23 protein-coding genes are annotated in these 26,592 nt (G+C 68.1%); 15 read left to right on the top strand and 8 right to left on the bottom strand.

The window, feature by feature from the left end; genetic code table 11:
* Positions 1 to 14 precede the first annotated feature (14 nt).
* From eno to F9C12_RS29415, 5 genes are all read left to right on the top strand, one after another.
* Positions 15 to 1,301 (top strand): phosphopyruvate hydratase, encoded by a 1,287-nt coding sequence (gene eno / locus F9C12_RS29395; RefSeq protein ID WP_409185011.1) that lies wholly within the window; start codon positions 15 to 17, stop codon positions 1,299 to 1,301.
* A 193-nt stretch (positions 1,302 to 1,494) separates the two neighbouring features.
* Positions 1,495 to 1,860 (top strand): septum formation initiator family protein, encoded by a 366-nt coding sequence (locus F9C12_RS29400; protein WP_078870811.1) that lies wholly within the window; start codon positions 1,495 to 1,497, stop codon positions 1,858 to 1,860.
* 601 nt (positions 1,861 to 2,461) lie between these two features.
* Complete coding sequence (locus F9C12_RS29405) at positions 2,462 to 2,983, top strand: DUF501 domain-containing protein (protein WP_409467098.1); 522 nt, start codon at positions 2,462 to 2,464, stop codon at positions 2,981 to 2,983.
* A 628-nt stretch (positions 2,984 to 3,611) separates the two neighbouring features.
* Complete coding sequence (locus tag F9C12_RS29410; RefSeq protein ID WP_409462514.1) at positions 3,612 to 4,703, top strand: lytic transglycosylase domain-containing protein; 1,092 nt, start codon at positions 3,612 to 3,614, stop codon at positions 4,701 to 4,703.
* 55 nt (positions 4,704 to 4,758) lie between these two features.
* Complete coding sequence (locus tag F9C12_RS29415) at positions 4,759 to 5,652, top strand: LysR family transcriptional regulator (protein WP_409462515.1); 894 nt, start codon at positions 4,759 to 4,761, stop codon at positions 5,650 to 5,652.
* Positions 5,653 to 5,656: 4 nt separating this feature from the next.
* On the opposite strand, the gene F9C12_RS29420 is transcribed toward F9C12_RS29415, so the two are convergent.
* Positions 5,657 to 6,391, bottom strand: a complete 735-nt coding sequence (locus F9C12_RS29420) for an SDR family oxidoreductase (RefSeq protein WP_409185015.1) — start codon at positions 6,389 to 6,391, stop codon at positions 5,657 to 5,659.
* Positions 6,388 to 7,128 (bottom strand): oxidoreductase, encoded by a 741-nt coding sequence (locus tag F9C12_RS29425; RefSeq protein ID WP_409462516.1) that lies wholly within the window; start codon positions 7,126 to 7,128, stop codon positions 6,388 to 6,390. Before F9C12_RS29425 ends, F9C12_RS29420 begins: the two co-directional genes overlap by 4 nt.
* Before the next feature lie 180 nt (positions 7,129 to 7,308).
* Between F9C12_RS29425 and F9C12_RS29430 the strand changes: the two genes are divergently transcribed.
* The 7 genes from F9C12_RS29430 (at position 7,309) to F9C12_RS29460 (ending at position 15,896) form a co-directional block, all read left to right on the top strand.
* Positions 7,309 to 8,262, top strand: coding sequence for an exopolyphosphatase (locus F9C12_RS29430; RefSeq protein ID WP_409462517.1), 954 nt, complete (start codon positions 7,309 to 7,311; stop codon positions 8,260 to 8,262).
* Positions 8,263 to 8,467: 205 nt separating this feature from the next.
* Positions 8,468 to 10,096 (top strand): ABC transporter substrate-binding protein, encoded by a 1,629-nt coding sequence (locus tag F9C12_RS29435; RefSeq protein ID WP_409185018.1) that lies wholly within the window; start codon positions 8,468 to 8,470, stop codon positions 10,094 to 10,096.
* Positions 10,097 to 10,199: 103 nt separating this feature from the next.
* Positions 10,200 to 11,126 (top strand): ABC transporter permease, encoded by a 927-nt coding sequence (locus F9C12_RS29440; protein WP_409185019.1) that lies wholly within the window; start codon positions 10,200 to 10,202, stop codon positions 11,124 to 11,126.
* Positions 11,119 to 12,075: an ABC transporter permease gene (locus tag F9C12_RS29445; protein WP_409185020.1), complete on the top strand. Its 957-nt coding sequence runs from the start codon at positions 11,119 to 11,121 to the stop codon at positions 12,073 to 12,075. Before F9C12_RS29440 ends, F9C12_RS29445 begins: the two co-directional genes overlap by 8 nt.
* A 5-nt stretch (positions 12,076 to 12,080) precedes the next feature.
* On the top strand, positions 12,081 to 13,106 hold the full coding sequence (locus tag F9C12_RS29450; protein WP_409185021.1) for an ABC transporter ATP-binding protein: 1,026 nt from the start codon (positions 12,081 to 12,083) through the stop codon (positions 13,104 to 13,106).
* A complete protein-coding gene (locus tag F9C12_RS29455; protein ID WP_409185022.1) occupies positions 13,099 to 14,097 on the top strand; it encodes an ABC transporter ATP-binding protein in 999 nt (332 codons plus the stop codon). Before F9C12_RS29450 ends, F9C12_RS29455 begins: the two co-directional genes overlap by 8 nt.
* A gap of 83 nt (positions 14,098 to 14,180) precedes the next feature.
* Positions 14,181 to 15,896: a S8 family serine peptidase gene (locus tag F9C12_RS29460; RefSeq protein WP_409462518.1), complete on the top strand. Its 1,716-nt coding sequence runs from the start codon at positions 14,181 to 14,183 to the stop codon at positions 15,894 to 15,896.
* A gap of 42 nt (positions 15,897 to 15,938) precedes the next feature.
* Here F9C12_RS29460 and F9C12_RS29465 read toward each other — a convergent pair whose 3' ends face one another.
* The 5 genes from F9C12_RS29465 to F9C12_RS29485 form a co-directional block, all read right to left on the bottom strand.
* On the bottom strand, positions 15,939 to 17,453 hold the full coding sequence (locus F9C12_RS29465; protein WP_409462519.1) for an alpha/beta hydrolase: 1,515 nt from the start codon (positions 17,451 to 17,453) through the stop codon (positions 15,939 to 15,941).
* A gap of 28 nt (positions 17,454 to 17,481) precedes the next feature.
* On the bottom strand, positions 17,482 to 18,987 hold the full coding sequence (locus tag F9C12_RS29470; protein ID WP_409462520.1) for an alpha/beta hydrolase: 1,506 nt from the start codon (positions 18,985 to 18,987) through the stop codon (positions 17,482 to 17,484).
* A 100-nt stretch (positions 18,988 to 19,087) separates the two neighbouring features.
* A complete protein-coding gene (locus F9C12_RS29475; protein ID WP_409462521.1) occupies positions 19,088 to 20,608 on the bottom strand; it encodes an alpha/beta hydrolase in 1,521 nt (506 codons plus the stop codon).
* A 156-nt stretch (positions 20,609 to 20,764) separates the two neighbouring features.
* Positions 20,765 to 21,484 carry an ABC transporter permease gene (locus F9C12_RS29480; protein ID WP_409462522.1) on the bottom strand — a complete coding sequence of 240 codons (720 nt, stop codon included), beginning with the start codon at positions 21,482 to 21,484 and terminating at the stop codon, positions 20,765 to 20,767.
* An 18-nt stretch (positions 21,485 to 21,502) separates the two neighbouring features.
* Complete coding sequence (locus F9C12_RS29485; RefSeq protein ID WP_409462523.1) at positions 21,503 to 22,387, bottom strand: ABC transporter ATP-binding protein; 885 nt, start codon at positions 22,385 to 22,387, stop codon at positions 21,503 to 21,505.
* Positions 22,388 to 22,522: 135 nt separating this feature from the next.
* Here F9C12_RS29485 and F9C12_RS29490 point away from each other — a divergent pair, with 135 nt between their 5' ends.
* Both F9C12_RS29490 and F9C12_RS29495 read left to right on the top strand, forming a co-directional pair.
* On the top strand, positions 22,523 to 23,662 hold the full coding sequence (locus F9C12_RS29490) for a sensor histidine kinase (protein WP_409185029.1): 1,140 nt from the start codon (positions 22,523 to 22,525) through the stop codon (positions 23,660 to 23,662).
* Positions 23,659 to 24,261: a DNA-binding response regulator gene (locus F9C12_RS29495; protein ID WP_409185030.1), complete on the top strand. Its 603-nt coding sequence runs from the start codon at positions 23,659 to 23,661 to the stop codon at positions 24,259 to 24,261. Before F9C12_RS29490 ends, F9C12_RS29495 begins: the two co-directional genes overlap by 4 nt.
* A gap of 40 nt (positions 24,262 to 24,301) precedes the next feature.
* Here the strand turns inward: F9C12_RS29495 and F9C12_RS29500 are convergent, their stop codons facing one another.
* Positions 24,302 to 25,792, bottom strand: coding sequence for a S10 family peptidase (locus F9C12_RS29500; RefSeq protein ID WP_409462524.1), 1,491 nt, complete (start codon positions 25,790 to 25,792; stop codon positions 24,302 to 24,304).
* A 52-nt stretch (positions 25,793 to 25,844) separates the two neighbouring features.
* Between F9C12_RS29500 and F9C12_RS29505 the strand changes: the two genes are divergently transcribed.
* Positions 25,845 to 26,528 (top strand): uracil-DNA glycosylase, encoded by a 684-nt coding sequence (locus tag F9C12_RS29505; protein ID WP_409185032.1) that lies wholly within the window; start codon positions 25,845 to 25,847, stop codon positions 26,526 to 26,528.
* The last annotated feature ends 64 nt before the right edge of the window (positions 26,529 to 26,592 follow it).

Raw genomic sequence — 26,592 nt, forward strand, 5'->3', positions numbered from 1 at the left:
CCAAGGAGCAGAGCGTGGCTCTCATCGAGCAGGTAGGCGCGCGCGAGATTCTCGATTCGCGCGGGAACCCGACTGTCGAGGTGGAGGTGGCGCTCGACGACGGCACCCTGGCGCGGGCGGCCGTGCCGTCCGGCGCGTCGACCGGCGAACACGAAGCGGTCGAGCTGCGCGACGGGGACACCGGCCGCTACAACGGCAAGGGCGTGGAGCGCGCGGTCGCCGCGGTGCTCGACGAGATCGGCCCGGACCTGGTCGGCGTCGACGCGGTCGACCAGCGGATCGTCGACCAGAAGCTGGTGGACCTCGACGGCACGCCGGCGAAGTCGCGACTGGGCGCGAACGCCATTCTCGGCGTCTCGCTGGCCGTCGCGAAGGCCGCCGCGGAATCGTCCGAGCTGGAGCTGTTCCGTTACCTGGGCGGGCCGAACGCGCACGTGCTGCCGGTGCCGATGCTGAACATCCTCAACGGCGGTGCGCACGCCGACACCGACGTCGACATCCAGGAATTCATGATCGCGCCGATCGGTGCGGAGTCGTTCCGCGAGGCGCTGCGCTGGGGCACCGAGGTGTACCACGCGCTGAAGTCCGTGCTGAAGGGCCGCGGCCTGGCCACCGGCCTCGGCGACGAGGGCGGTTTCGCGCCGAGCCTCGCCAACAACCGCGAGGCGCTCGACCTGATCCTCGCCGCGATCGAGAAGGCGGGCTACACGCCGGGCCGGGACGTCGCGCTCGCGCTGGACGTCGCCGCGACCGAGTTCTACTCCGACGGCGCCTACACCTTCGAGGGTTCGAAGCGCAGCGCGGAGCAGATGTCCGCGTACTACGGCGAACTGCTGCGCGACTACCCGCTGGTCTCCATCGAGGACCCGCTGAGCGAGGACGACTGGGACGGCTGGGTCCAGCTGACCTCCGAGATCGGCGACAAGGTCCAGCTCGTCGGCGACGACCTGTTCGTCACCAACCCGGACCGGCTCGAGGAGGGCATCACCCGCCGCGCGGCGAACGCGCTGCTGGTGAAGGTCAACCAGATCGGCACGCTGTCGGAGACGCTGGACGCGGTGTCGCTGGCCACGTCGTACGGCTACAAGTCGATGATGAGCCACCGGTCCGGCGAGACCGAGGACACCTTCATCGCCGACCTCGCGGTCGCCACCGGAGTCGGCCAGATCAAGACCGGCGCCCCGGCCCGCGGCGAGCGGATCGCGAAGTACAACCAGCTCCTGCGCATCGAGGAAACCCTCGCGGACGCCGCGCGCTACGCCGGCGACCTCGCCTTCCCGCGGTTCAGCGCGGAGGCCTGAGGGGCACATGGCCGACCGGGGGAGGGCGCGCAGCCGCCGCGGCGGCCGGGCAGCGGGAAGCGGGTCCAGCAGGGCCCGCCGCCCCGCGTCGGCCCGGCGCCGCACCGGCGCGGGCACGACGGAGACGACCAGGGCCCGGCTGCGCCGCGGCCTTGCGGCGAAACGCGCCTCCGGTGCGGCCAAGGTGCTCGGCATGTCGACCACCCGGCGCGCCGCCGTGGTGGCGATCGTGGTGTGCGCGCTGGCCTTCACCGTCGCTGTTCCGTTGCGCACCTACCTTTCTCAGCGCTCCGAGGTCCGCGACCAGGAAGCGCAGCTCGCCCAGCTCCAGCACGAGGTCGCCCAGCTGCGCGACCGCAAGGCCCAGCTGAGCGACCCGGCCCAGATCGAGGCGGAAGCCCGACGTCGGCTGCGGTACGTGAAGCCGGGCGAGACCCCGTGGATGGTCCAGCTGCCGGAGGACCAGCCGGGATCGCCGACGGCTGCTCAGCCCGGGCAGCAGCCTGCTCCGCAGGCGCCTTGGTACGAGAATCTTTGGGCGCAGGTTTCCGGGGGCTGAGGTTGCTGGGGTGACGCTGGCGGTTGGCGGCTTGGCTGGACAGTTGGCGGCTGGGCGGGCTGGCGGCTGGGTGCCGGATGGCTGGCGGCTGGGCGGGATGGCGGATGCGCCGGACAGTTGGCGGCTGGGACGGCTGGCGGCTGGCCGGGGTCGTTGAGTTGGTGGGGTTCTTGGCTGGGCTGGCTGATGGTTGGCTGGGACTGTTGAGCGGTGAGGCTGGCGGCTGGGCTGGGTGTCTGGACAGTTGGCGGTCGGCCGGGGTCATTGAGGTGGCGGGGTCCCGGCGGATAAGCCGTTCGGGGCTTGGTGCGGATGGGTCGTAGGCACGCTCCTTAAGGTCGTCGGTGTCGGTGGTTCTCGAGGCTGGGCGGACCCCGATCTGCGCGGTGTTGGAGCTTCGGGTTTTCGAGCAGCATTTCCGATTGACCTTTCTTCCCAACGGCTGGATTTGGCGGCGAAGCTTCGGGCTGTCTTCCACGCTAACCACATCGCGAGGGGCGTGGAGGCGGCTGCGGCGAGTTGTCCACACGGTGTGCCGGTTGTGGACAACTCGGCCGTTTCGGCGGAGGTCGCGAGGGGGCGGGCGGGCGGCGGCATTAGCCTGGGGAGCGTGAACAGCAGCACGGAGACACCCCGATTCGAGCCCGTCACCGATGCCGACCGGGAGGTCATCGCGCAGCAGCTCGGACGGCCGCCGCGGGCCTTGCGGGCGGTGGCCGCGCGGTGCCCCAGCGGGCATCCTTCGGTGGTCCAGACCAGTCCGCGGTTGGAGAACGGGACGCCGTTCCCGACGTTGTATTACCTGACTTGCCCGCGGTTGACGTCGATGGTGGGCACGTTGGAGGCGTCCGGCGTGATGAAGGAGATGACCGCGAGGCTCGCCACCGACCCGGAACTCGCGGCGGCCTACCAGCGCACGCACGAGACGTACCTCGCGGAGCGGGACGCCATCGAGTCGCTCGGCACGCAGGTGACCGCGGGCGGGATGCCGGGGCGGGTGAAATGCCTGCACGTCCACCTCGCGCACACGCTCGCGGCCGGACCGGGGGTGAACCCGTTCGGCGACGAGACCCTCGCCTGGGTCCGCGAACAGGGCTGGCCGACGGGCGACTGCGCCGGGTAACGCTCCGGTCTCGGGCGCGGATAGGCACAGGAGAGGCCGGTGCCCGCCTGGGTGGGAAAGCTTCGCGGCGCGCACCGGAGCTTCACACCGAGCAGGCGAGCCCGGGTGCACCGCCGGGCGCGTCGGGGAGGGGCGGACAGTGCGGGTGCCACGCAGATCTCGGCGGTCGGTGCGTGCTGAGGCGTCTCCTGCTGCGGACGGCCGGGTCGAAATCGCCAGTGGTGGGGCGGTCGGCGAAGACAGCGCGGACGATCAGGCTGCTGGCACAGCTGATGACGAAGCCGGTCGGGCCGAATTGAGCAATGGCGTTGCGGCTGACGAAAGCGGCGTTGCTGGCGAGAGCGTCGGTCGTGAGTTGGGTGCGGCTGGCGGGAACGCCGCGAGTGACGAAGGCGGCGAAGTAGCGGGCGAAACCGTTGTCGCCGCTTCAGCTGGCGAAAGCGGCGCGGGCGACGAACGAGGTGGGGAAAAAGCCAGCGGCGGCGAGGTAACAGAGTCGGCTGGCGAAAGCGCCGACAGCAAAGCCGCCACCAAAACAGCAACCACTCCCGCCTCCACGGAACCCCAAGCGGGCCAGCGCAAAAGAACCCGAGCGCTCGTCGGTCCGCCGCCGGACAAACCCCGATGGATGGGCCGTGCACGGGTTCGTGTTCGGTGGGGGCGTTATCGGGCTCGGCGGGTGGCTTCGCGGCACCGGACGGTGGTCGCGGTGCTCGCGGGGGTTCTCGGGGTGCTTCCGGCGACCGTCGGGGCGGGGGTGGTCGTCGGGTGGGTCGGGCGGATGCCGGTGGTGCATTCGGCGGACGTCAGGCCTGATCAGGGTTACGACCCGGGGATCCGCGGGGTCGCCGTCGACGGGCGGTTGCCGGACGCGCCCGCGCCGATTCCGCTCCCTGCGTACGACCTTCCGGACGGGCCGCTCGGGATTCCGGCTACCGCGCTGGTCGCGTATCGGCATGCGGCGGACGTGCTGGGGAAAGAGCAGCCGGGCTGTCATATCGACTGGGCGCTCATCGCGAGCATCGGGCGGATCGAGTCGAATCACGCGCGGGGCGGGTACGTCGACGCTGCCGGGACGACGCTCCAGCCCATTCTCGGGCCGCAGCTCAACGGGACTGGTCCGTACGCGGCGATTCCGGACACTGACCACGGCGTTCTCGACCAGGATCCGGTGTGGGACCGGGCGGTCGGGCCGTTCCAGTTCATTCCGGCGACCTGGCGCAGCTACGCGGCGGACGGCAACGGCGACGGCAAGGCCGACCCCGGCAATCTCTTCGACGCTTCGCTCGCGGCGGCGCGCTATCTCTGCTCCGGCGGCCTCGACCTGGCCAATCCAGACCAGTTGCGGACCGCGATCTACCGCTACAACAACTCCGACGCCTACGTCACCACCGTCATCCTCTGGGCCGAGGCATACCGCAAGGGCGTCGCGCAGGTGCCGGACAGTTCGGTTCCCGCGCCGCCGACGTCCAGTTCTCCGCCGCCCGTGAAGCAGGATCAGCCGCGGACTACCGAGTCGTCGTTGCCAGCCTCGACCGGCCGTCCGTCGGTGACGCCTACCGCGCTGCCGCCGCAAAGCAGCCAGTCCGGGAGTCCGACTGAAACGCCGACTACCGGGTCCACCACTCCGACCTGCGGATCCAGCACCTCGACCACGACGACACCGCCGTCGACGCCGACCTGTGTTTCGTCGAGCAGCAGCCCGGCGGCTACCAGCTGATCAAGGTAGCCTTGATTACACCATTACATACCCTCGCCACACCGCAGGGGAGCCGATGAGTCTTCGTCAGTTCGAGTACGCCTTGGCGGTCGCCGAGGCGGGGTCGGTGACCGCTGCGGCTGAGGCGCTTCACGTCGCTCAGCCGTCCGTTTCGCAGCAGATTCGAGGGCTCGAGCGCGAACTCGGCGTGCAGCTTTTCTCCCGTACGCCCACCGGTCTCGTGCCCACCGTCGTCGGGCGGGCGTTTCTCCGAGACGCTGAGGTCGCGGTGCGGGCAGCAAGGCGCGCGCAGGCGACCGCGCGGGCGGGCGCTGCCGAGCTGGTCGGCGAGTTGCTCGTCGCGGCGCAGATGGGGTTGGGGACGCGGCAGTTGCCGGGTGCGTTGGCGGCGTTGCGGCGCAAATACCCGCGGTTGGCGGTGACCGTTTTCGAGGAGCCGAATCCGGCCGAACTGGAGCAGCTCGCCCGGCGTGGGGTGCTGGACGTCGCGTTGCTCGGCTCGGCGTGCGACGAGGGGCTGTACGAGGGCCACCACCTCGGCGACGAGGAGTTCGTGGTCGTCCTCGGCGCCAAGCACCGGTTGCTCGAAAAGGACCGGATCGCGTTGCGGGAGCTGGAAGAAGAGCAGTGGATCCGGTTCGATCCGGCCAGCGCGCTCGACGGATTCCTCACCGAAGTGTTGCGCGACAACGGAGTGAAGCCGACCGCGGTCGCGCGCGTGTCGCAGACCTCGACGGCGGTGCGGTGGGCCGCGCACGGGCTGGGAGTGACGCTCGTTCCGGCGTCGGCGGTGCCGGAAGGCCACGAGCACCTCGTCCGGCCGGTGTTTCCGGTCGTGTCCCAGCCCGTCGTCGCGGCGGTCCGGCCCGGGGCGGGGCCGGCGGAGATGGCGTTGCTCGAGTTCCTGCGGCAGGAGACTTGGTCCGAGTCCGTGTCTCCGGCCGCCTGAACCGTCAGAGCTGGGTGTCGCCGCCGTCTACGACCAGTTCGATGCCGGTGGTGAAGGTGGCGTCGAAGGCCAGGAACGCGACGGCGCGGGCGATCTCTTCCGGGGTGCCCAGCCGCTTCATCGGGTTCGCCGCGGCTCGGGCAGCTTTGAACTGCGCGGCTTCCGACGCCGACATCCCGGCTTCGAGGATCTCGGTGTCGATGGGACCGGGGCTGATCGCGTTCACCCGGACGCCGCGCGGCAGCAGTTCGGCGGCGAGCGTGCGGGCCATCGACCGCAGTGCCGCTTTGCCTGCCGAGTAGACGCTCGTTTCCGGCAGGCCCATGACGTTCGCGGTCGAGGTCGTCAGCACGACTCCCGCCCCGGAGCGCAGCAGCGGCGCGAGCTTCTGCACGGTGAAGTACGCGCCCTTGACGTTGACCGCGAAGTCCGCGTCGAACTGCTCCTCGGTGACCGACTCGAACGGTGCCGTGCGGGCGATCCCGGCGTTGACGAACAGGGCGTCGATCGGGCCGGGTACCTGGGCGGCCAGTGCGTCCAGATCGGAGAGCGACGCCACATCGCCGCGGACAGCTAGCGCATCCGCGCCGAGTTGAGCCAAAGCCGCGTCCAAACGGGAGCGGGAACGGCCGGTGATAATCACCCGCGCGCCGCCGTCGGCGAACAATTTCGCGGTGGCGAAACCCATTCCGGTACTGCCGCCGGTAATGACCGCCGTTTTTCCCTGATAAGCGTTCATCGCGGGTATTCGCCTCCGTCGACGGCCAGTCCGCTTCCGGTGAGCCAGCTCGCCTGGCCGGACAGCAGGAACAGCACGGCGTTGGCGATGTCGTCGGGTTCGCCGTCGCGGCCCAGCGGGACCTCCGGGAAGTCCGAAACGCCGGACGACAGGCTCGCCCACTGTTCCCGCGTCGCCAAGCCGCCGGGCGTGGCGGTCCGGCCGGGGGACACGGTGTTGACGCGGACGCCGGACGGGGCCAGTTCGGCGGCCAGGCCCCGGCTGTACGCCTCCAGCGCCGTTTTCGCCGCCACGTAGTGCAGGAACGGCGGGAACGGCGGCCGGACCGCGGCGGTGGAGACGTGCACGATCGCGCCCGATCGGCGGTCGGCCATGCCCGGGGCGAGCAGCGCGTCCAGGCGGACCGCGGCCAGCAGGTTCACCGACAGCGCGTCCTGCCATTCGTCGTCCGGGATGGCCAAGCCGCTGGGGTGCGGACGCGCGCCGCCCGCGTTGTGGACCAGCAGGTCGACGCCGCCGAGGACCTCTTCGGCGGCGGACGCGACCGTCTGGGCTCCGGCCCGCGTGCGGACGTCGGCCTCGACGAACGACGCTCCCTCCGGCGCCGGGCCGGCCGCGCGGGCGGTGGTGAGCACGGTCGCGCCCGCGGCCAGCAATTGCGCCACGATCGCCGCGCCGATTCCGCGGGAACCGCCGGTGACCACCGCGCGTTTTCCCGCTATCCCGTAATCGGGCATGCCAATAAACCTTTCGAGGAAAAAGAGAAGAAAACCGCCGCGAACCGAACCGCGGCGAACACGTCAACCGTAGAACCGGAAAAGAAGGAAAGGCAAAGACCAAATGTCGCCGTGGGGGCATAGGGCCTGCCTATGCCCGCCTCGCCTGCGAAGCGCCGGAGACCAAGTAAAGTCGAAGCCATGCCTCGGGTAGCTGCGATCGACTGTGGGACCAACTCCATCCGTCTGCTCGTCGCCGAGTTGACCCCGCGCCACGACGGCACGGTCGACCTGCGCGACCTGCACCGCGAGATGCGCATCGTGCGGCTCGGCCAGGGCGTCGACGCCACCGGCCGGCTCGCTCCGGAAGCGCTCGAACGCACCCGCGCCGCGCTCGCGGACTACACCGTCGCCGCGCGGCGCAAGGGCGTCGAGAAGGTGCGGATGGTCGCCACCTCCGCGACCCGCGACGCGAGCAACCGCGACGAGTTCTTCGCGATGACCCGCGAGACGCTCGGCGTCGAGGCCGAGGTGATCAGCGGCGACGAGGAGGCCCGGCTGTCCTTCACCGGCGCGGTCGGCGAGCAGGACCCGGACGACGGGCCGTTTGTGGTCGTCGACGTCGGCGGCGGCTCCACCGAACTTGTCCTCGGCACTTGGAACGGCCGCGAGGCCGAGGTGACCGCCGCGAAGTCGGTCGACATCGGCTGCGTCCGGATCACCGAACGCGCGCTGAAGGGGGACCCGCCGACCGCCGAGGAGATCGCCGCCGCCCGCGAACTGGCCCGCGGCATCCTCGCCGAGGCGTTCGACGTCGTGGACGTCGCGAAGGCCCGCACCTGGATCGGCGTCGCCGGCACGGTGACCACGTTGTCCGCGGTTTCGCTCGGCCTGCCCGAGTACGACTCCGAGCGCGTGCACCTGTCGAAGCTGACGCACGGCCAGATCGACCAGCTCGCCGGACAGCTCCTCTCGGCCGACCGCGCGACCCGCGCCGAGAACCCGGTGATCCACCCCGGCCGGGTCGACGTGATCGGCGGCGGCGCGGTCGTCGTCCAGGTGCTCGCCGAGGAACTCGCCGCGCGCGGTGGTCCGGACCAGCTGGTGGTGAGCGAGCACGACATCCTCGACGGCATCGCCTTGTCGCTCGCCTGAACGCTCCGCGACGTCGAGATCACCGGGCGCGCACCCCGCGGCCAAACCCGTACCAAAACCACCGAAAGTCATCAAGCGCAGTTAGTTGTGAGCTGACCGGGTGATGAACGGTGTCGTTATTCAGGTGCAACCCGGTGATCCGGTTACGAAGGGCTGATCGAGCTAGCCTCCATCTCGCTATTCGGACGCGAGAAACGGAGGGGACATGCGGGGTTCATCCAGGCTCTGGAGCGCGGCCGCTGTCGTGACAACCTTGTCACTGCTCCTGACTGCCTGTGGGGGCGGCGGATCCAGCAGCGGGTCGTCGGGGGAAACGGATCCCAACGGGACCTTCACGGTCTACGGCACGGAACCGCAGAACACGCTGATCCCCACGAACACCAACGAACTCGGCGGCTCCAAGGCCGTCGACCCGATGTTCTCCGGCCTGGTCGCGTACAAGGGCGACAGCGGCGAACCGTTCAACCTGATGGCGGAGTCGATCACCACGACCGATTCCAAGGTCTACGACATCAAGATCAAGCACGGCTGGAAGTTCCACGACGGCACCGAGGTCAAGGCGAAGAACTTCGTCGACGCCTGGAACTACGGGGCCAACTCGGCGAACGGCCAGATCAACAGCACGTTCTTCGAGAACATCGCGGGCTACTCCGACGTCCACCCCGCCGACAAGGGGGCGAAGCCGACCAAGGACAAGATGTCCGGCCTGGTCGTCAAGGGCGACTACGAGTTCCAGGTGACCCTGGACGCGCCGTTCTCCGTGTTCGCCACCAAGATCGGCTACACCGCGTTCGCGCCGCTGCCGGACTCCTTCTTCAAGGACCCGGAGGCCTTCGCGAAGCACCCGATCGGCAACGGCCCGATGAAGTTCGTCAGCCGCACGCCGAACGTCGAGATCAAGCTGACCCGGTTCGACGACTACCAGGGCCCGGACAAGGTCAAGTTCAAGGACCTGGTCGACAAGATCTACGCCAGCCAGGAAACCGCCTACCAGGACCTGCTGAGCAACAAGCTCGACTTCATCGAGACGCTGCCGCCGTCCGCGCTCACCGCGGAGAAGTACAAGACCGACCTCAAGGACAACCTGGTCACCGGGCACCTGCTGGGCATCAGCACGATCGCGGTGCCGTACTACGTGCCCGGCTACAACAACCTCGACCTGCGCCGCGCGATCTCGATGTCGATCGACCGCGCGCAGATCACCAAGACGGTCATGCACGACACCTACGTGCCCGCGGACAGCTATGTCTCCCAAGGCATCGCGGGTTTCCGGCCCGGCGTGTGCGGCGAATACTGCAAGTTCAACCCGGCGAAGGCGAAGGAGCTTTTCGCGAAGTCCGGGTTCAAGGGCAAGCTCACCATCGCCTCCAACGCCGACGGCGGCCGCAAGGAACCGCTGGTGGCCGCGTGCAACAGCATCAAGAACACCCTCGGCGTCGAATGCGATTTCGTTCCGGCGACCGACTTCGGCCAGTGGCGCAGCATCGTGACCGGGCACAAGCTGACCGGCATGGGCCGTTCCGACTGGTCGGCGGACTATCCGTCCATTGAGAACTTCCTCAACCCGCTCTACCGGACCGGGGCCTCGTCGAACGACTCGACGTACTCCAACCCGCAGGTGGACGCCCTGCTCAAGCAGGCGGACTCGACGGCGGACAAGGACGCCGCGGTGAAGCTGTACCAGCAGGCCGAGGACTTGATCGCGAAGGACCTGCCCTCGATCCCGGTGTGGGACGAGAAGGGCGTCGCGGCCAAGTCGAAGCACACCAAGACCGTGGTCCTCGACTTCCGCCGCCGCGCGGACTACTCGTCGGTCGAGGTCCTCAAGAAGTGATGCGCTGACTCGTCCGTTCCCACCACGCGGCTCGTGAGTGGCGATCCCGGTTAGAACCGCGATCGCCACTCACGAGCCCGGCGCGCACTCTTAGGAACCACGCATGATTCGCTACGTCCTGCGTCGCCTGCTCCAGTTGATCCCGGTGTTCTTCGGCACCACTTTCCTCATTTACACCCTGGTGTGGGCCGTTCCCGGGGACCCGTTCTCCGGCAAATGCGGTCAGCAAGCCTGCCCGCAGGCTTACATCGACCTGATGACCGAGAAGTTCCACCTCAACGACAACCTGTTCGTCCAGTACTTCAAATACCTCGGAAGCCTGTTCAGCGGCGACTGGGGCGAGACGTTCAACGGCTCCTCGGTCGGCGAACTGATTTCCACCTCCTATCCGATCACGCTGCGCCTCGCGCTCGTCGCGGTGCTCATCGAGGCCGTCATCGGCCTGACCGCCGGGGTGCTGACCGGGTTGCGGGGCAAGGGTTTCCTCGACAACCTGGTGCTGGTCTCGACCACGTTCCTGATCTCGCTCCCGGTGTTCGTCACCGCGATCGTGCTGCAGATCGTGCTCGGCGTGAACCTGGGCATCATCGACGCCAGCGTTTCGGACGATCCGAGCTTCGGCGAGCTGATCGTGCCGGGAATCGCGCTCGGCAGCCTTTCGATGGCTTATGTCGCGAGGCTGACGAGAACGTCGATCGCGGAGAACCGGCACGCCGATTACATCCGCACCGCCATCGCCAAGGGGCAGCCCAACAGCCGGGTCATCGGTATTCACTTGCTGCGCAACTCGGTGATTCCGGTGCTGACCTTTCTCGGCACCGACCTGGGTTCGCTCATGGGCGGCGCGATCGTGACCGAGGGCGTGTTCAACATCAACGGTCTCGGCGGGCTGATTTTCCGCGGCCTCCAGAACCGGGAAAGCGCGACCGTCGTCGGTGTCGTCGTGCTGCTGGTGCTGGTGTATCTGCTGATGAGCCTGATCGTGGACCTGCTCTACGCCGTTCTCGACCCGAGGATCCGTTATGACTGACCCGAATCTCGTCGGCGGCGGAGGGATCGACGCGGCACAGCTGTCGCATGTGGACAGCTCGGCCGACGCCGGTCCGAAGAAGCCGCGCAGTCTGTGGGGCGACGCGTGGCGGCAGCTGCGCCGCAAGCCGGCGTTCGTAATCTCCGCGCTGATCATCCTGCTGGTCGTGCTGATCGCGATCGCGCCGGGGCTGTTCTCGCACCGCCCCGCCGGATACAGCGATCTGACCCATGCCAACGAAGGCCCGTCCGCGGACGCCTGGTTCGGCTACGACAACCAGGGCTACGACGTCTACGCGCGGACCATCTACGGGGCGCGGGCCTCGTTGCTGGTCGGCGTTTTCGCGACGCTGCTGACTGTCCTTTTCGGATCGCTGATCGGCATCGTCGCGGGCTACTACGGCCGGATCGTCGACAGCCTGCTGTCCCGGCTCGGCGACATTTTCGCCGGCCTTCCGTTCGTGCTCGGCGCGATCGTCATCCTCACCACGTTCAACGCGCCGGGCACGAATCCCGGGCAGGTCACCATCATCGTGCAGGTGGTGTGCTCGATCGCGGTGCTGACCTGGCCGGTGGCGATGCGCATCATGCGGTCCGCGACGCTGGTGGCCAAGCAGCTGGACTACGTGAAGGCGGCCCGTGCGCTCGGCGCGAGCACGCCGCGGATCGTGTTCCGGCACCTGCTGCCGAACACGCTCGCACCGGTGCTCGTGTACGCCACGATCGCGCTCGGCGCGGCCATCGGAGCCGAGGCGACGCTGGCGTACCTCGGCATCGGCGTGCGGCCGCCGGTGGTGTCGTGGGGCGTCATGATCAGCGACGCGCGCGACTATTTCCGCGCGGTCCCGCACATGCTCCTGTTCCCCGGTGCGTTCGTCACCGTCACCGTGCTCGCATTCGTGATGCTCGGCGACGGGATCCGCGACGCGCTCGACCCGAAGTCGAGGTAGCCGCAATGTCCACAGTGTCCAGTTCAGCTGGTCCGACGACGGAGCACGAGCTGCTGCTCGAGGTCGAAGACCTGCACGTGGAGTTCCGCACTTCCGACGGCGTGGCCAGCGTGCTCAACGGCGTCGGGTATTCGGTGCATGCCGGGGAAACCCTTGCCGTGCTTGGCGAATCCGGCTCCGGCAAAAGCGTCACGGCGCAGACCGTGATGGGGATTCTCGACACGCCGCCGGGCGTGATCACCGGCGGGTCGATCCGTTATCGCGGCGAGGATCTGCTCACCGCGTCGGCGGACCGGCGGCGGCAGATCCGCGGCGCGGAGATCGCGATGATCTTCCAGGACGCGCTTTCGGCGCTGAACCCGGTGTTCACCGTCGGGTTCCAGATCGAGGAGCAGTTGCGCGTCCGATTAGGAATGTCCAAAAAGGACGCGCGCAAACGGGCAATCGAGTTGCTCGATCTGGTGCGGATCCCGGCGGCGGAACGGCGGGTGAAGGACTACCCGCACCAGTTCTCCGGCGGGATGCGGCAGCGCGCGATGATCGCGATGTCGCTGGCTCTCGACCCGGATCTGCTCATCGCGGACGAACCGACGACCGCGCTGGACGTGACCGTGCAGGCGCAGATCATGGACCTGCTCGCGGACATCCAGCGGGAACGGCGAATGGGGCTGGTCCTCATCACGCACGATCTCGGCGTGGTCGCGGAGGTCGCGGACCGGATCGCGGTGATGTACGCCGGGCGGATCGTGGAGCAGGCCGACGTGCGGGAGTTGTTCAGCTCGCCCGGGCATCCCTACACCGCCGCGCTGATGGATTCGCTGCCCCGGCTGGACCTCAAAGGACAGACCCTGGAAACCATCAAGGGCCTGCCGCCGAGTCTGCTCGACATTCCGTCCGGGTGCCCGTTCCATCCGCGCTGCAAGCGGGCCGTGGGGCGGTGCCGCGACGAGCGGCCGTCCTCGCACGCGCTCGGGTTCGGCCGGGTCAGTGCGTGTCACTTCGCCGAGGAGGTGGTGGAGAGCCGTGGGTGAGCCGATTCTCAGCGTGCGCGAACTGGTCAAGCACTTCCCGGTGCGCACCGGGGTGCTGTTCAAGCGGACGATCGGGCAGGTGAAGGCCGTCGACGGCGTGTCCTTCGAGCTGCAGCCGGGCGAAACGCTCGGGGTGGTCGGGGAATCCGGCTGTGGCAAGTCGACGCTCGCCCAAGTGCTGATGCGCCTGGAGGAGCCGACGAGCGGCAGCGCGACCTTCGAGGGCCGCGACCTGTTCAAGCTGCGCGGTGCGGAACTGCGGCGCATGCGCCGGGAAATCCAGATCGTGCTGCAGGATCCGTACACGTCGCTGAATCCGCGGATGACGGTCGGCGACATCGTCGGCGAGCCGTTCGAGATCCACACCGATGTCGCGCCCAAGGGTTCGCGGGCGAAGAAGGTGCAGGAACTGCTGGAGGTGGTCGGGCTCAACCCCGAGCACGTGAACCGGTATCCGCACCAGTTCTCCGGCGGGCAGCGGCAGCGCATCGGCATCGCCCGGGCGCTGGCGTTGCGGCCCAAGGTGATCATCTGCGACGAGCCGGTGTCCGCTTTGGACGTTTCGATCCAGGCGCAGGTGATGAACCTGCTCGGGGAACTGCAGGGCGAGTTCGGACTGTCCTATGTGTTCATCGCGCACGACCTCTCGGTGGTGCGGCATCTGTCGACCCGGGTCGCGGTGATGTACCTGGGCAAGATCGTCGAAATCGGTACTGAGGACGAGATTTACGAGCGGCCGTCCCATCCCTACACCCAGGCATTGCTGTCGGCGGTACCGGTGGCGGACCCGGCGGTGCGCGGGCAGCGGCAGGTGATCCGGCTGGAAGGCGACGTGCCGAGCCCGATCGACCCGCCGTCGGGCTGCCGTTTCCGGACGCGGTGCTGGAAAGCCGCGGACATTTGCGCGACGGAGGTGCCAAAGCTGGAACCGCGGACGGACGGGCATCTGTCGGCTTGTCACTTCGCCGAGGTGAAATCGGTGGTTCCCTAACCAGGCGATTCCTCCGGTTTGCCGATTGCTGTACGCGGTGTCCGCTATGTACGTTGCATTATCGGTTTTCCTGAGGAGGACTCGTGAAAAGACCAAGATTGCTCGCAGTGGCACTCGCGGTGCCATTGTTCGGTGCGGTGTCCGGCGTCGCTCTTCCGGCGGCGTCGGCCCAACCCGCCGGCCCGGTAACGGAATTCAGCGTGCTGGCGCGGGACGGCCAGAGTGTCGCTGCCGCGCAGCAGGCCGTGCGCGACGCGGGCGGCACGATTGTCGCGACCAATGCCGCGGTCGGGTTGATCACCGCCACCGCGCCCGCTTCTGGCTTCGCTGAACGGGTTTCGGCCAACCGCGCGGTATTCGGCGCGGCCAAGGCGAAAGCGATCGGCAGCGCGCCGAAGGCGGGCAAGAAGGAGAAGCCGGACGCGGTCGAGAAGGAAGGCCGCGGCAGGGTGTCGCGCAAGGCCGCGGCGAACAAGGCGGTCGGCACCGACCCGCTGGACGATCAGCTCTGGGGCCTCAAATCGACCCGCTCCGACCTCGCGCGCACCAAGCAGGCGGGCGACAAGCGGGTGAAGGTCGGCATCATCGACACCGGTGTCGACGGCAGTCACCCGGACATCGCGCCGAACTTCGACAAAGCCGATTCGCGCAACTTCACCAAGGACATCGTCGCCGACGTCAACGGCACTGTGGTCGACGGACCGTGCGAATACCGCGGCTGTGTCGACCCGGTGGACCACGACGACAACGGCCACGGCACGCACGTCGCCGGCACGATCGCCGCGGCGGCCAATGGATTCGGCGTGTCCGGGGTGGCGCCGAATGTGACGCTGGTGAACGTCCGCGCCGGACAGGATTCCGGGTATTTCTTCCTGCAGCCGACGGTCGACGCGCTGACGTATTCCGGCGACGCGGGACTCGACGTCGTCAACATGAGCTTCTACGTGGACCCGTGGCTGTACAACTGCCGGTCGAACCCGGCGGATTCCGCTGCGGAGCAAGCAGAACAGCGCACGGTCATCGAGGCGACCACGCGGGCGTTGAATTACGCGCACGGCAAGGGCGTGACGATGGTGGTCGCACTCGGCAACCAGCACGACGAGCTGGCCGCGCCGCACGACGACGTGACGAGCCCGGACTATCCGGCGAACGGGACGCACCCGCGTAAGATCGACAATTCCTCGTGCTTCTCGCTGCCGGTCGAAGGCCCGCACACGATCGGTGTCGGCTCGTTCGGTCCGACGCAGAAGAAAGCGGATTACTCGAACTACGGGACCGAGCAGATTTCCGTTTCCGCGCCGGGCGGATTCTTCCGGGACGGCTACGGCACGCCGTGGTACCGGACGGTGGAGAACGAGATCCTTTCCACGTACCCGCGCAATGTCGGCGTGGCGGCGGGCAACATCGACGCGGAAGGCAATGTGACTCCGGCCGGCGTCGCGCTCGGCGTGCAGAAGGCGACGGCGGCGGACGGCCGGGTCGGCTATTACCAGTGGCTGCAAGGGACTTCGATGGCCGCTCCCCATGCGACTGGGGTCGCCGCGCTGATCGTTTCCCAGTACGGCAAGAAGACCGGGCATTCGGTTTCGATGGACCCGGACACGGTGCAGCGGGTGCTGGAAGGCACTGCCGCGCCGATCGCGTGCCCGGTGCCGCGGACGGTCGATTACCTGAAGGAGGGCCGGGACGCTTCGTTCACGGCTACCTGCTTGGGTGACGCGTCGTTCAACGGTTTCTACGGACATGGTTCGGTGGACGCTTATTCCGCGGTGACGCGGGGTTCGGCGTTCCTGCGCTGAGCGAGCGGCGGTGGGGCGGGTGTTCCGCCCCACCACCTGCTTTCAGTACTGCCGCAGCCGGTTTATGATCTTGTCGGCTGCTTGCTGTTGTTGCGGGGTAAGCGTTCGGGCGTTCGCTTCGGCGCCACAGAATTTGTCGGTCGCCGGACGGACACCGCGCACGAGATAGTCGACGGCGGCGTTGAAGCCGCAGCTGTTCAAGGAGGGCAGAGCGACGCCGTGTCCTCCTTGGTCCACAGTGACCATTCGCGCCCGGTCGCCGAACTGCGCGCGGGTTTCCAGCGCGCCGGACAACGGCGTCGCCGGGTCGCGCAGGTTCTGGAGCAGCAACAGATTCGACGGCCCTTGGTCGCTGAACTGCACCGGCGATTCGATCGGCTGATACGGCCAGAAGGCACACGCCCAGACGTTCGCGGTCGAGCCTCCGAGCATGGGGTACTTGACCCGGTCGTGCGCGACGTTTTCCTGGTAGATCGAGATCTGCCGGGGCCACGCGTGGTCGCCGCATACCACCGAGAGCATCGTGCCCACTTGGCTCTGGACCGGCCCGGTGGTGCTCGGCAGCGCACCAGACGGAGGCGCCTGGCCGGTGCGGAAGGCTTGCCATAGCTGCGCCAACAGGGGGAACGTCGAGGTCTGGTAGATCAGGCCGTGTGTTGCCGATCGGAAAAGCGAACCGTCGAATCCCGCGGTGGGATGCTGGTCAAGGTGGTCGGCGAGCTGGAAGAAGGTCGTGGTGACTTCGGCTGGCGTGGAGCCGAGACCGTAGCTCGAATCGCGGACAGCGGCCCACTTGGCGAAGTCCGGGAAGCGGTCCTGCATGCCTTCGGCGAAGCGCCGGGACGCGGTGATGTCGTACCCGCCCGGTCCGAGAACGCTGTCGAGCACGACGCGGTCGGTCCGGTTCGGGAACAGGGTGGCGTATACGCCGCCGAGGTAGGTGCCATATGACAGGCCGAAGTAGGAGATCTTAGCTTCGCCGAGGGCGGCGCGGATCTGGTCCATGTCTCGCGCGGTGTTCGCGGTGGTGATGTACGGCAGGACCGACGCCGAGGCCGAACTAGCGCATTGCCGCGAGATCTTTTTGGCGGTTACCGCGGCCGCTTCGACTTCGGCGGGGTTGTGTGCGTAGTTCGGCACGATGGCGAGGATCTGTTCCGGTTTCAGGTCACAGCTCACCGGGCTGCTGTGCTCGATTCCGCGCGGATCGAAGCCGATCAGGTCATACTCGGCGAGCAGACTCGTGGGAATGCCTAACTGAGTCATTTCCAACGGGAAAGTGAGACCGGGTACACCGGGGCCGCCCGGGTTGAACAACAGGACGCCGCGTCGTTTGGCCGGGTCGCTGCTGGGGAGGCGGGAGATTTCGACGCTGATCTTCTTGCCGGTTGGATTGCGGTAGTCCAGCGGTACTTCGAGCGACGCGCATTGCAGTGCTGGAGCCAAGATGTCGGCCGGACACTTGCCCCAGTGCACTGAGGGAGGAGCGGCGGACGCCGGTGCCGCCGTCGCGGTCAACGCGGCGGCGGCGAGTACGACGAGCAATGTTCTTCGCACGGTTCTCCTTCTTTAGTCGATCGTCGGTTCAGTACTGCCGCAGTTGATCTATCAACCGGTCGGCTGCCTGCTGTTGCTGCTCGCTGAGGCTGCGAGCGTTCGCTTCGGCACCGCAGAATTTGTCGGTGGCCGGGCGGGTTCCGTGCACCAGGTAGTCGGTGACGGCGGCGAAACCGCAACCGTTCAGGAACGGAAGTCCCACGCCGTGGCCGCCCTGGTCCACAGTGACCATTCGCGCCCGATTGCCGAACGCTTCGCGTGTTTCGAGCGCACCGGACAGCGGGGTCGCCGGGTCGCGCAGGTTCTGGACCAGCAGCAGATTCGAGGGTCCTTGGTCGCTGAACTGCACCGGGGGTTCGAGCGGCTGCTTGGCCCAATGCGCACAGGGCCAGACGTTCGCCGCCGAGCCGCCGAGCATCGGGTGCTTGGCCCGGTCGTGCGCGACGTTTTCCTGGTAGGTCGAGATCTGCCGCGGCCAGGCGTTGTCCCCGCACAGCACCGAGATCATGGTGGATCGCTGGCTTTGGTCCGCATTCACGGCGGGCAGCTGTGCCGAGCCGGGCTGGTCATTGAGAAGCGCTTGCCAGATCTGCGCCAGCCGGGGGAAGGAGAACGTCTGGTAGCTCAGGCTGTGCGTGCCCAACCGGAAGAGGGAGCCGTCGAGGCCTCCTGCGGGGTGCCGGTCGAGCTTGTCCGCGAGAGCGAAAAAGGTCGCGGTGACTTCGGCGGGAGTGGCCCCGAGACCGTAACTCGAATTGCGGACGGCAGCCCATTTCGCGAAGTCCGGGAAACGGTCTTGCATTCCTTCGCCGAAGCGCCGTGCGGTGGTGACGTCGACACCACCCGGCCCGACGACGCTGTCGAGCACTACGCGGTCGGTCCGGTCCGGGAACAGCGAGGCGTATACGCCGCCGAGATAGGTGCCATATGACAGGCCGTAGTAGGAGATCTTAGCTTCGCCGAGGGCGGCGCGGATCTGGTCCATGTCTCGGGCGGTGTTCGCGGTGGTGATGTACGGCAGGATCGGCGCGGAGGCCGAATCGGCGCATTTTCGGGCGATCTGCTTCGCAGTTGCCGAGGCCTGGGCGACTTCTTCGCGGTTGTGCGCGTACTTGGGCGCGAGCACAAGCTGTTCAGGACTCAGCTCGCAGCTCACCGGGGTGCTGTGCTCGACTCCTCGCGGGTCGAAGCCGATCAGGTCGTACTCCGCGAGCAGGCTTGCCGGTGCGCCGAGGCTCGCCCAGGTCAGCGGGAAGGTCAGTCCGGGGCCCCCGGGACCGCCGGGGTTGAACAGCAGGACGCCGCGTCGTTTGGCTGGGTCGCTGCTGGGGAGGCGGGAGATTTCGACGCTGATCTTCTTGCCCGCTGGATTGCGGTAGTCCAGCGGCACTTGGAGGGCCGCGCATTGCAGTACTGGAGAGGAAATGTCGGCCGGGCACAGGCCCCAGTGCAGTGCGGGTTTAGCAGCCGATGCCGGAAGCGCCGTCGCGGTCAACGCGGCGGCGGCGAGTACGACGAGCAATGTTCTTCGCACGGTTTTCCTTCCTTTGTCGAGAGCTGACCGCGGGACGGAAAAGACGGTGGGGCGGAATTCCCTGCCCCACCGTCTTTTCATCGTCCCGCCCATCGCCGGTTCAGTGTCGCGTCATCCGGTCGAGAATCCGGTCGGCCGCCTCCTGTTGCTGCTGGCTGAGCCGGCGAGTGTTCGTTTCGGCGCCGCAGAATTTGTCGGTGTCCGGACGCGTGCCGTTCACCAGGAACTCCGCGACGGCGCCGAATCCGCAGCTGTTCGTGTACGGGAGCGCGGCACCGTGGCCGCCCTGGTCCACAGTGACCATCCGGGCCCGGCCACCGAACTGCGCGCGGGTTTCCAGCGCGCCGGACAGCGGGGTCGCCGGGTCCCGGGTGTTCTGGACCAGCAACAGGTTCGCCGGACCCTGGTCGCTGAACTGCACCGGGGGTTCGATCGGCTGCTTCGGCCAGCGCGCGCACGGCCACACGTTCGCCGTCAAGCCGCCGAGCATCGGGTACTTCGCCCGGTCGTGCGCGACGTTTTCCTGGTAGGTCGAAATCTGTCGCGGCCACGCGTTGTCCCCGCACAGAATGGAGATCATCGTGCCGGTCTCGCTCTGTTCGGCGGGCGTCGGGGCAGGCGGCACCGCGCCCGGCGGTACCTGGTTCGCGAGGAGCGACTGCCAAGCTTGCGCCAGCCTGGGGAATGCCTGGGTTTGGTAGGTCAGGTTGTGCGTCTCCAGCCGGAAGTACGAACCGTCGATCCCGGCCACCGGGGTTTTGTCGAGTTTGTCCGCAAGCTTTCCGAAGGTCGCGGTGACGGCGGCCGGGGTGGCGCCGAGACCGTAGACGGAATCGCGGACGGCGGCCCATTTCGCGAAGTCCGGGAAGCGGTCCTGCATGCCTTCGGCGAACCGCCGCGCCGCGGTGACGTCGTACCCGCCCGGCCCGAGAACGCTGTCGAGCACCATCCGGTCGGTCCGGTTCGGGAACAGCGTCGCGTATGCCCCGCCGAGGTACGTGCCATACGAGTAGCCGAGGTAAGAGATCTTAGCCTCGCCGAGGGCGGCCCGGATCTGGTCCATGTCCCGCGCGGTGTTCGCGGTCGTCAGATAGGGCAGCACTGGGGCGGATTCCGAGGCCGCGCACTGCTGTGCGATCCCCTTGGCGAACGCGGAGGCGGCGACGACGTCGGCCTCGGTGTGCGCGTACTTCGGAGCGATCACCAGCTGCTCCGGGGTCAGGCCGCAGTTCACCGGACTGCTGTGGCCGACGCCGCGGGGGTCGAAGCCGATCAGGTCGTACCGGGCCAGCACGCTGGTCGGGACGCCGGACCGGACCAGGTCCAGTGGAAAGGTCAAGCCAGGACCGCCCGGGCCGCCCGGGTTGAACAGCAGCACTCCGCGCCGAGCGGCCGGATCGGTGCTCCGCAGCCTCGAGACCTCGATGCTGATTTTCTTTCCGCCCGGATGCCGGTAGTCCAGCGGCACCTGGATCGACGCGCACTGCAGTTGCGGCGGCGCGGCGGCGTCGGCCGGACACGCTCCCCAGTTCACCCCGGGCTTCGGGGGAGCCGCGTACGCCGGAGCGGCGGGCGCCGTCAACGCGGCGGCCGCCAGCGCGACGAATAGTTGTTTTCGCACTGTCTTCCATCCTTTGCCGAGATCAAGCGAACTCAGGAAACTGACGGGAAAGCGCACGAAATCAGCTGGGCACCCGGACATTCGGCTGCCGCGGACACGTCGACGATCGGAAGCGACGCCGACGTTACTCCGGTCTCCTCGGTCCCGGAAGGGGTTTCACCGGCGCGGTTCCCAGCGGAATAGTCGGGCCGCCAGGGTGCCGCTGAGAATCAGCCACGCCGCGATCGGGCCGAGCAGGACGAGTGAGTCGGCGGCCGAGGTTCCGCCATTCCAGGAATTCAATACGAGTTCGGTGGCCGCGCCGCCGGGAAGAAGGCGTTTCAGCAGGGACAGCTGTTCGGTTCCGGTGATTCCGATCCAACTTGCGACCGCGAGGACCGCGAGCGTGACCGGCAGCGTGGTGACCTGGGCGTGCTCCGGAGAGTTCGTGAGACCGGCGGTGGCCAGGCCGAGCGCGACCATCATGGCGATGGTGGCGACGACCGCGACGACCAGCAGCAGCGGGTTCTTCGGCGCGCCGGCGACCGCGCCGAGGACGCCGAGGATGACGCCGACCTGGATCGTGGTGAGCGCGGTGATCGGGAGGAGCAGCCCGACGAGAATGCCGGGGTCGCTCGCCGCGGTGGAGCGCAGGCGCTTGAGGAACAGGTTCTGCCGCCGGGCGGCGAGGATGGTGACGGTGGTGGTGTACAGGCCGATCGCGGTGATGAAGAAAAGCGTGAGTGCCGCGATGTAGCCGAGGCTGCCGAGCTGGGCGAAAGTTTCGTGCCGGGAAATGAAGAACGCGCTGAACGCGACCGGCAGGATCAATGCGGTGACTAGTACCAGGCGATTCCGGAAGAGCTGAATCAATTCGCCGCGGGCAATCGAGAGCATGGGGAAACCTTTCGGTGATTACGCGTTGCTGATGGCGCGGAAGACGTCGTCGAGCCGGGTCGGTCCGGCCTCCAGTTCGGTCAGTTCCACGGCGCGGTCCTGTGCCCAGCCGAGCAGGGTGTGCAGGTCTTTCTGCAGGTCGAAGGTCTCGATGAGGAACCGGCCGTCTTCTTCGCGGGTCGCGTGCAGCGGTGGTGCCGGCGAATGCGCTGGAAGTCCAAAGCGGATGGTCGCGGGCAGCGTCCGGGTCAGTTCGGCGACGGTGCCTTCGCGGTTGAGCGTGCCCTGGTGCATCAACCCGATGCGATCGGCGCGCTGCTGCGCTTCCTCGAGGTAATGCGTGGTCAGGACGATGGTGGTGCCGTCCTCGCGGAGCCGGTCCACCGCCTTCCACAGCGCGTCACGCGATTGGATGTCCAGACCAGTGGTCGGCTCGTCGAGGAAGACCAGGTCCGGAGTTCCGTACACGGCGGTCGCGAAGTCCAGCCGGCGCTTCTCGCCGCCGGAGAGCTGCGAGACCCTGGTGGTGGCTTTGCGCGTGAGGTCGGTGATGCCGAGCAGCCGCTCGACGGTGTCGCTGCGCTGGGTCAGGCTGCCGATCAGCTGGACGGACTCCCGCACGGTCAGGTCCGGCGAGAAACCGCTTTCCTGCAGCATGATCCCCATCCGGGGACGCACCGAAGCCCGGTCGCGCGGGTCCTTTCCGAACACTCGCACGGTGCCTGAGCTGGGTGCCCGGTGCCCCTCGACAGTCTCCAGCGTCGAGGTCTTCCCAGCGCCGTTCGTGCCGAGCAGCGCGTACAGTTCGCCGCGGGCGACCTGGAACGAGAGGTCGCGCACGGCCTGGAAATCGCCGTAGGTGAGGTTCAGCCGGTCGACGGCGATGACTGGGGTCGTGGACATGCTCCGATTCCAGCCGTTTCCGCAGGTCTGGAGTAGTGCGGTCACGTCAGCCGAAAACATGACGCAGCGTCACTGGTGGGGCCCGGGCGGCTGCGGCATGCTGGGTCCGAATTCCGCGGCCGAGGCTGGAGCACCATGATCGAGATCCGTCCCCCGTGGACGCGCCGCACGGCGTGGGCCAGCGGCGCGGTCCAGGACCGGCTGCGACGGCTCAACCTCATGACGGTGATGCCGCCGCTGCTGCTCGTCGGGGTGGCGCTGGTGGCCTTCGCGTCGAAGACCTGGTGGCACGTCGTCATCCAGCTGGTCGGGCTGCTGGCCGCGGTGGTCACCGCGGAACGCTGGACGGCCGGCGATTTCCTCCGCGTCGCGCGGCCGTGCCTGGTGCTGACCGCGTTCGTCTGGCTCGCCGGGGCGCTCAGCGACCAGAGCGCGGCGTTCTTCGGGCTGACCATGGTCGGTTCGTTCCTGATCCCGCCGCTGGTGCGGCACCGGCTCGCCGCGCTGGTCGGCCTCGCGGTGCTGACCGGAGCGATCGGCGCGACGAATCTGCTGATGTACGACGACAAGGCCGGCGCGCGAGTGCTCGCTTTCGTCGTGTCGCCGGCCATCGCCGCGGCGCTGTCGACGGCGTTTATGTTCGCCAGCCAGAAGTTCTACGACCTCGTCGTCGAACTGGAAGAGTCCCGAGAGAAGGAAGCCGAGCTGGCGGTGGTCCGGGAGCGCGTCCGGTTCGCCAGCGAGCTGCACGACATCCAGGGACACACACTGCACGTGGTCAAGCTGAAGGTGGCGCTCGCGGAGAAGCTGCTGCACCGGGATCTCGACCGGGCCCAGGAGGAATTGCGCGAGGTGCACGCTCTCGTCGGCGAAACCATCGTGCAGACCAAGGAACTCGCTTACGCCCAGCGGCGGCTCAATCTGTCCGCGGAGCTGGAGAACGCGAAGAACCTCTTCGAGGCGGCCGGGATCCACGTGCGGATCGACCGGCAGGCGCAGGTCAGCACGGGGGCGGACGAGCTGCTCGGCCAGGTGCTGCGCGAGACCGCCACGAACATCCTCCGGCACGCGCAAGCCCGGCAGGTGCGGATCACCTTGACCGAAACGGGGATCAGCATCGTCAACGACGGGGTCGCGGACGGTGCCGCGCCGGTACTGAGTGGACTGTCCACTTTGGCGGACCGGCTGGCGGATCAGGGCGGAGAACTGACGGTGGAACAGAAGGACGGCAGATTCGTGACCGCCGCGTCCTTTCCCGAGAAGGGGGCGCGATGACGACGGTGGTGCTCGCCGACGACGAAGCCCTCCTCCGCAAGGCGATGGCCGCGCTGCTGCCGATGGAAGGCGAGATCACCGTGCTCGCCGAGGCGGAGGACGGCGAGGCGGCGGTGCGGGCCGCGCTGGCGCATCGGCCGGACGTGCTGGTGATCGACCTGGAGATGCCCAATGTGGACGGACTCGGCGCGGTCGCGCGGATCCGGCGGGAGCGGCCGGAGCAGGTGGTCCTGATGCTGACCCGGCACGCACGGCCGGGCGTGCTGCGCAAGGCGCTGAAGCTCGGCGTGCAGGGATTCGTCAGCAAATCGGCGGAACCGGCGCACATCGCGGAGGTGATCCGGACGCTGGCCGAGGGCAAACGCTGGATCGACCCGGACGTCTCGGCGCTCGCCGTGGTGGACGATTGTCCGTTGACAGTACGGGAAATCGACGTGCTGAGGGCGACGCGGGAGGGGTATTCGGTCGCGGACATCGCGACGCAGCTGCATCTGGCGGCGGGGACCGTGCGGAATTACCTGTCCAACGCGATGCAGAAAACGCAGACGCGGACCCGGCACGAGGCGGCGCGGTACGCGCGGGAGCACGACTGGTTGTGAGTGCCTATGCCGGTTCTAACCGGCATAGGCACTCACGAGGTCACCGGTTGGACGCCTTCTTCACGAACTTGCCCAGATCCTTCGACTGCTGCACCCGCGACGGTTCGTGCACGTACATCATGTGCCCGGCCGGGTAGTAAGCCGTGTCGATGTTCTCCCGCAGTTCCTCGGGAATCTTGAGCTGCGCGAGCACGTACTCGGACGCGTAGTACGCCGTCGCGCCGTCGTAGTGTCCAAAGGCGACGTGGACCTGCAAGTGCGGATTGGCCCGCATCGCCGCGCTCAAGGTGTCCACAACGGACACCGATCGGCCCTCGAACTCCTTGTAGGACCAGGCCTTGAACACCTCGGTGGACAGAATCTCGTACGGCAGGTCGTTCTCGTAGCCGAGTTCGGCCCGCACGTAGTGGTTGAACCCGGCGGAGTAGGCGCCGATGATCCGCGACACCGACGGGTCGTCGCTCATGTGCTCGACGCCGCCGTCCGGCTCCCACGTGGTGAACCGGCCGTCCATCCGGCCGACGGTTTTGCCCTGGTCGCGCAGCAGTTCGGTGAAGAACCGGACGTGCTCGATCCGCAGGTTCACCCGGTCCACATAGGACTCGCTGAGCCCGGTGAGCGACGCGAGCGTCTGCACCGCCTCGGTCCGGTCCTGAGTGGACAGCCGAGCGCCGCGGGAAAGCGCCCACGGCAGTTCCTTCGAGGCGAAGTCCTCGGCGTCGGCGAGCACGTCGTCGAGCGGACGGTCGCCGTGACGGCCGTGGTAGTGCGCGATCGCCGCGTACGTGGGCAGGTACAGCGAGTACGGCAGGTCGTTGCCCTCGTGGAAGCGCAACGTGCCGAGGTCCAGAACGGACGAGATGAGCATCAATCCGTTGAGGTACAGGCCGTAGCGCTCCTGCAGATGCCCGGCCAGCGCGGCCGCGCGCAGCGTGCCGTACGACTCGCCGGCCAGGAACTTCGGCGACAGCCAGCGCTGGTTGCGCGAAACCCACAGCCGGATGATCTCCGCGACCGATTCGACGTCGCCCTGGAATCCGGTGTACGGCTGGGATTCGCCGCCCTCGGCCACCCGCGAGTAGCCGGTCTGGACCGGGTCGATGAACACCAGGTCGCTGTGCGCGAGCAGGCTTTCCGGGTTGTCCTCGAGCCCGTACGGCGGCGGAACCGGGTCGTCGACGTCGCCGGACAGCACCCGGCGCGGCCCGAGCAGGCCCATGTGCAGCCAGATGCTGGAGGAACCGGGGCCGCCGTTGAAGGCGAAGGTGACCGGCCGCGTGCCGGGGTCGGCGTCGCCCAGGGTGTAGGCGGTGAGGAACACCTCGGCCTTGGCCTGGTAGCCCTCGAACTTGCCGTCCTTTTTGACCTCCTGGCGGAGCACGATCCGGCCGGTCTGGGCGGTGTAGGCGAGCTTGCGCCGCTTGACGGTGAGGGTGTGCTGCGTCGTGACGAGGTCGTCGACGGGCTCCGCCGCCTTCGTCTCCTCGTCCTTGGTCTTCTCGGCGGTCTCGTCCGCGGTGGTGTCGGCCATGGCCCCAACCTATCCCGCGTTACCGTGGCAGCACACCGAGCGGAGGAGATCGATGCGCACGTTCGCCGAGCTCGACGCGCAGCTGGTGCGGTGCCGCGCGTGCCCGCGGCTGGTCGAGTGGCGCGAAGGCGTGGCCGGGACGAAGGCCGCGTTCGCCGGGGAGCCGTACTGGGCGCGGCCGGTGCCCGGTTTCGGCGCGGAGGACGCCGCGCTGGCCGTGGTCGGGCTCGCGCCGTCCGCGCACGGGGCCAACCGCACCGGGCGGATGTTCACCGGCGACCCGTCCGGGGACTTCCTCTTCCGCGTGCTGTACGAGGTCGGTCTCGCGTCGCAGCCGGTGTCGGCCGCCATCGGCGACGGCCTCACGCTGCGCGGCACCCGGCTCGTCTCGCCGGTCCGCTGCGCGCCGCCGGAGAACCGGCCGACCCCCGCTGAGCGGGACACCTGCCGGCACTGGCTGGCCGACGAACTGGACCTGCTGCGGCCGACCCTGCGTTCGATCGTCGTGCTCGGCGCGTTCGGCTGGCAAGCGCTCCTGCCAGTGCTTTCGGCGGCGGGCTGGCCGGTGCCGAAACCCCGTCCGGCCTTCGCGCACGGCGCCCGGCTGCAGCTCGGCGACCTTGCGGTGTTCGGCTGTTACCACGTGTCACCGCGCAATGTCCAGACCGGTCGTGTGACACAGCCCATGGTGGTGACCGCGTTCACCGCCGCGGCCTCGGCGGCGGGCCTCATCTGAATCGTGACAACCAGCGTGGCGATGCTGGTCACAGCGGGGTGGGGTACCCGAGCGAAGCAGCTTC

The organism is Amycolatopsis sp. GA6-003 (assembly GCF_046267895.1).
Taxonomy (GTDB): Bacteria; Actinomycetota; Actinomycetes; order Mycobacteriales; family Pseudonocardiaceae; genus Amycolatopsis.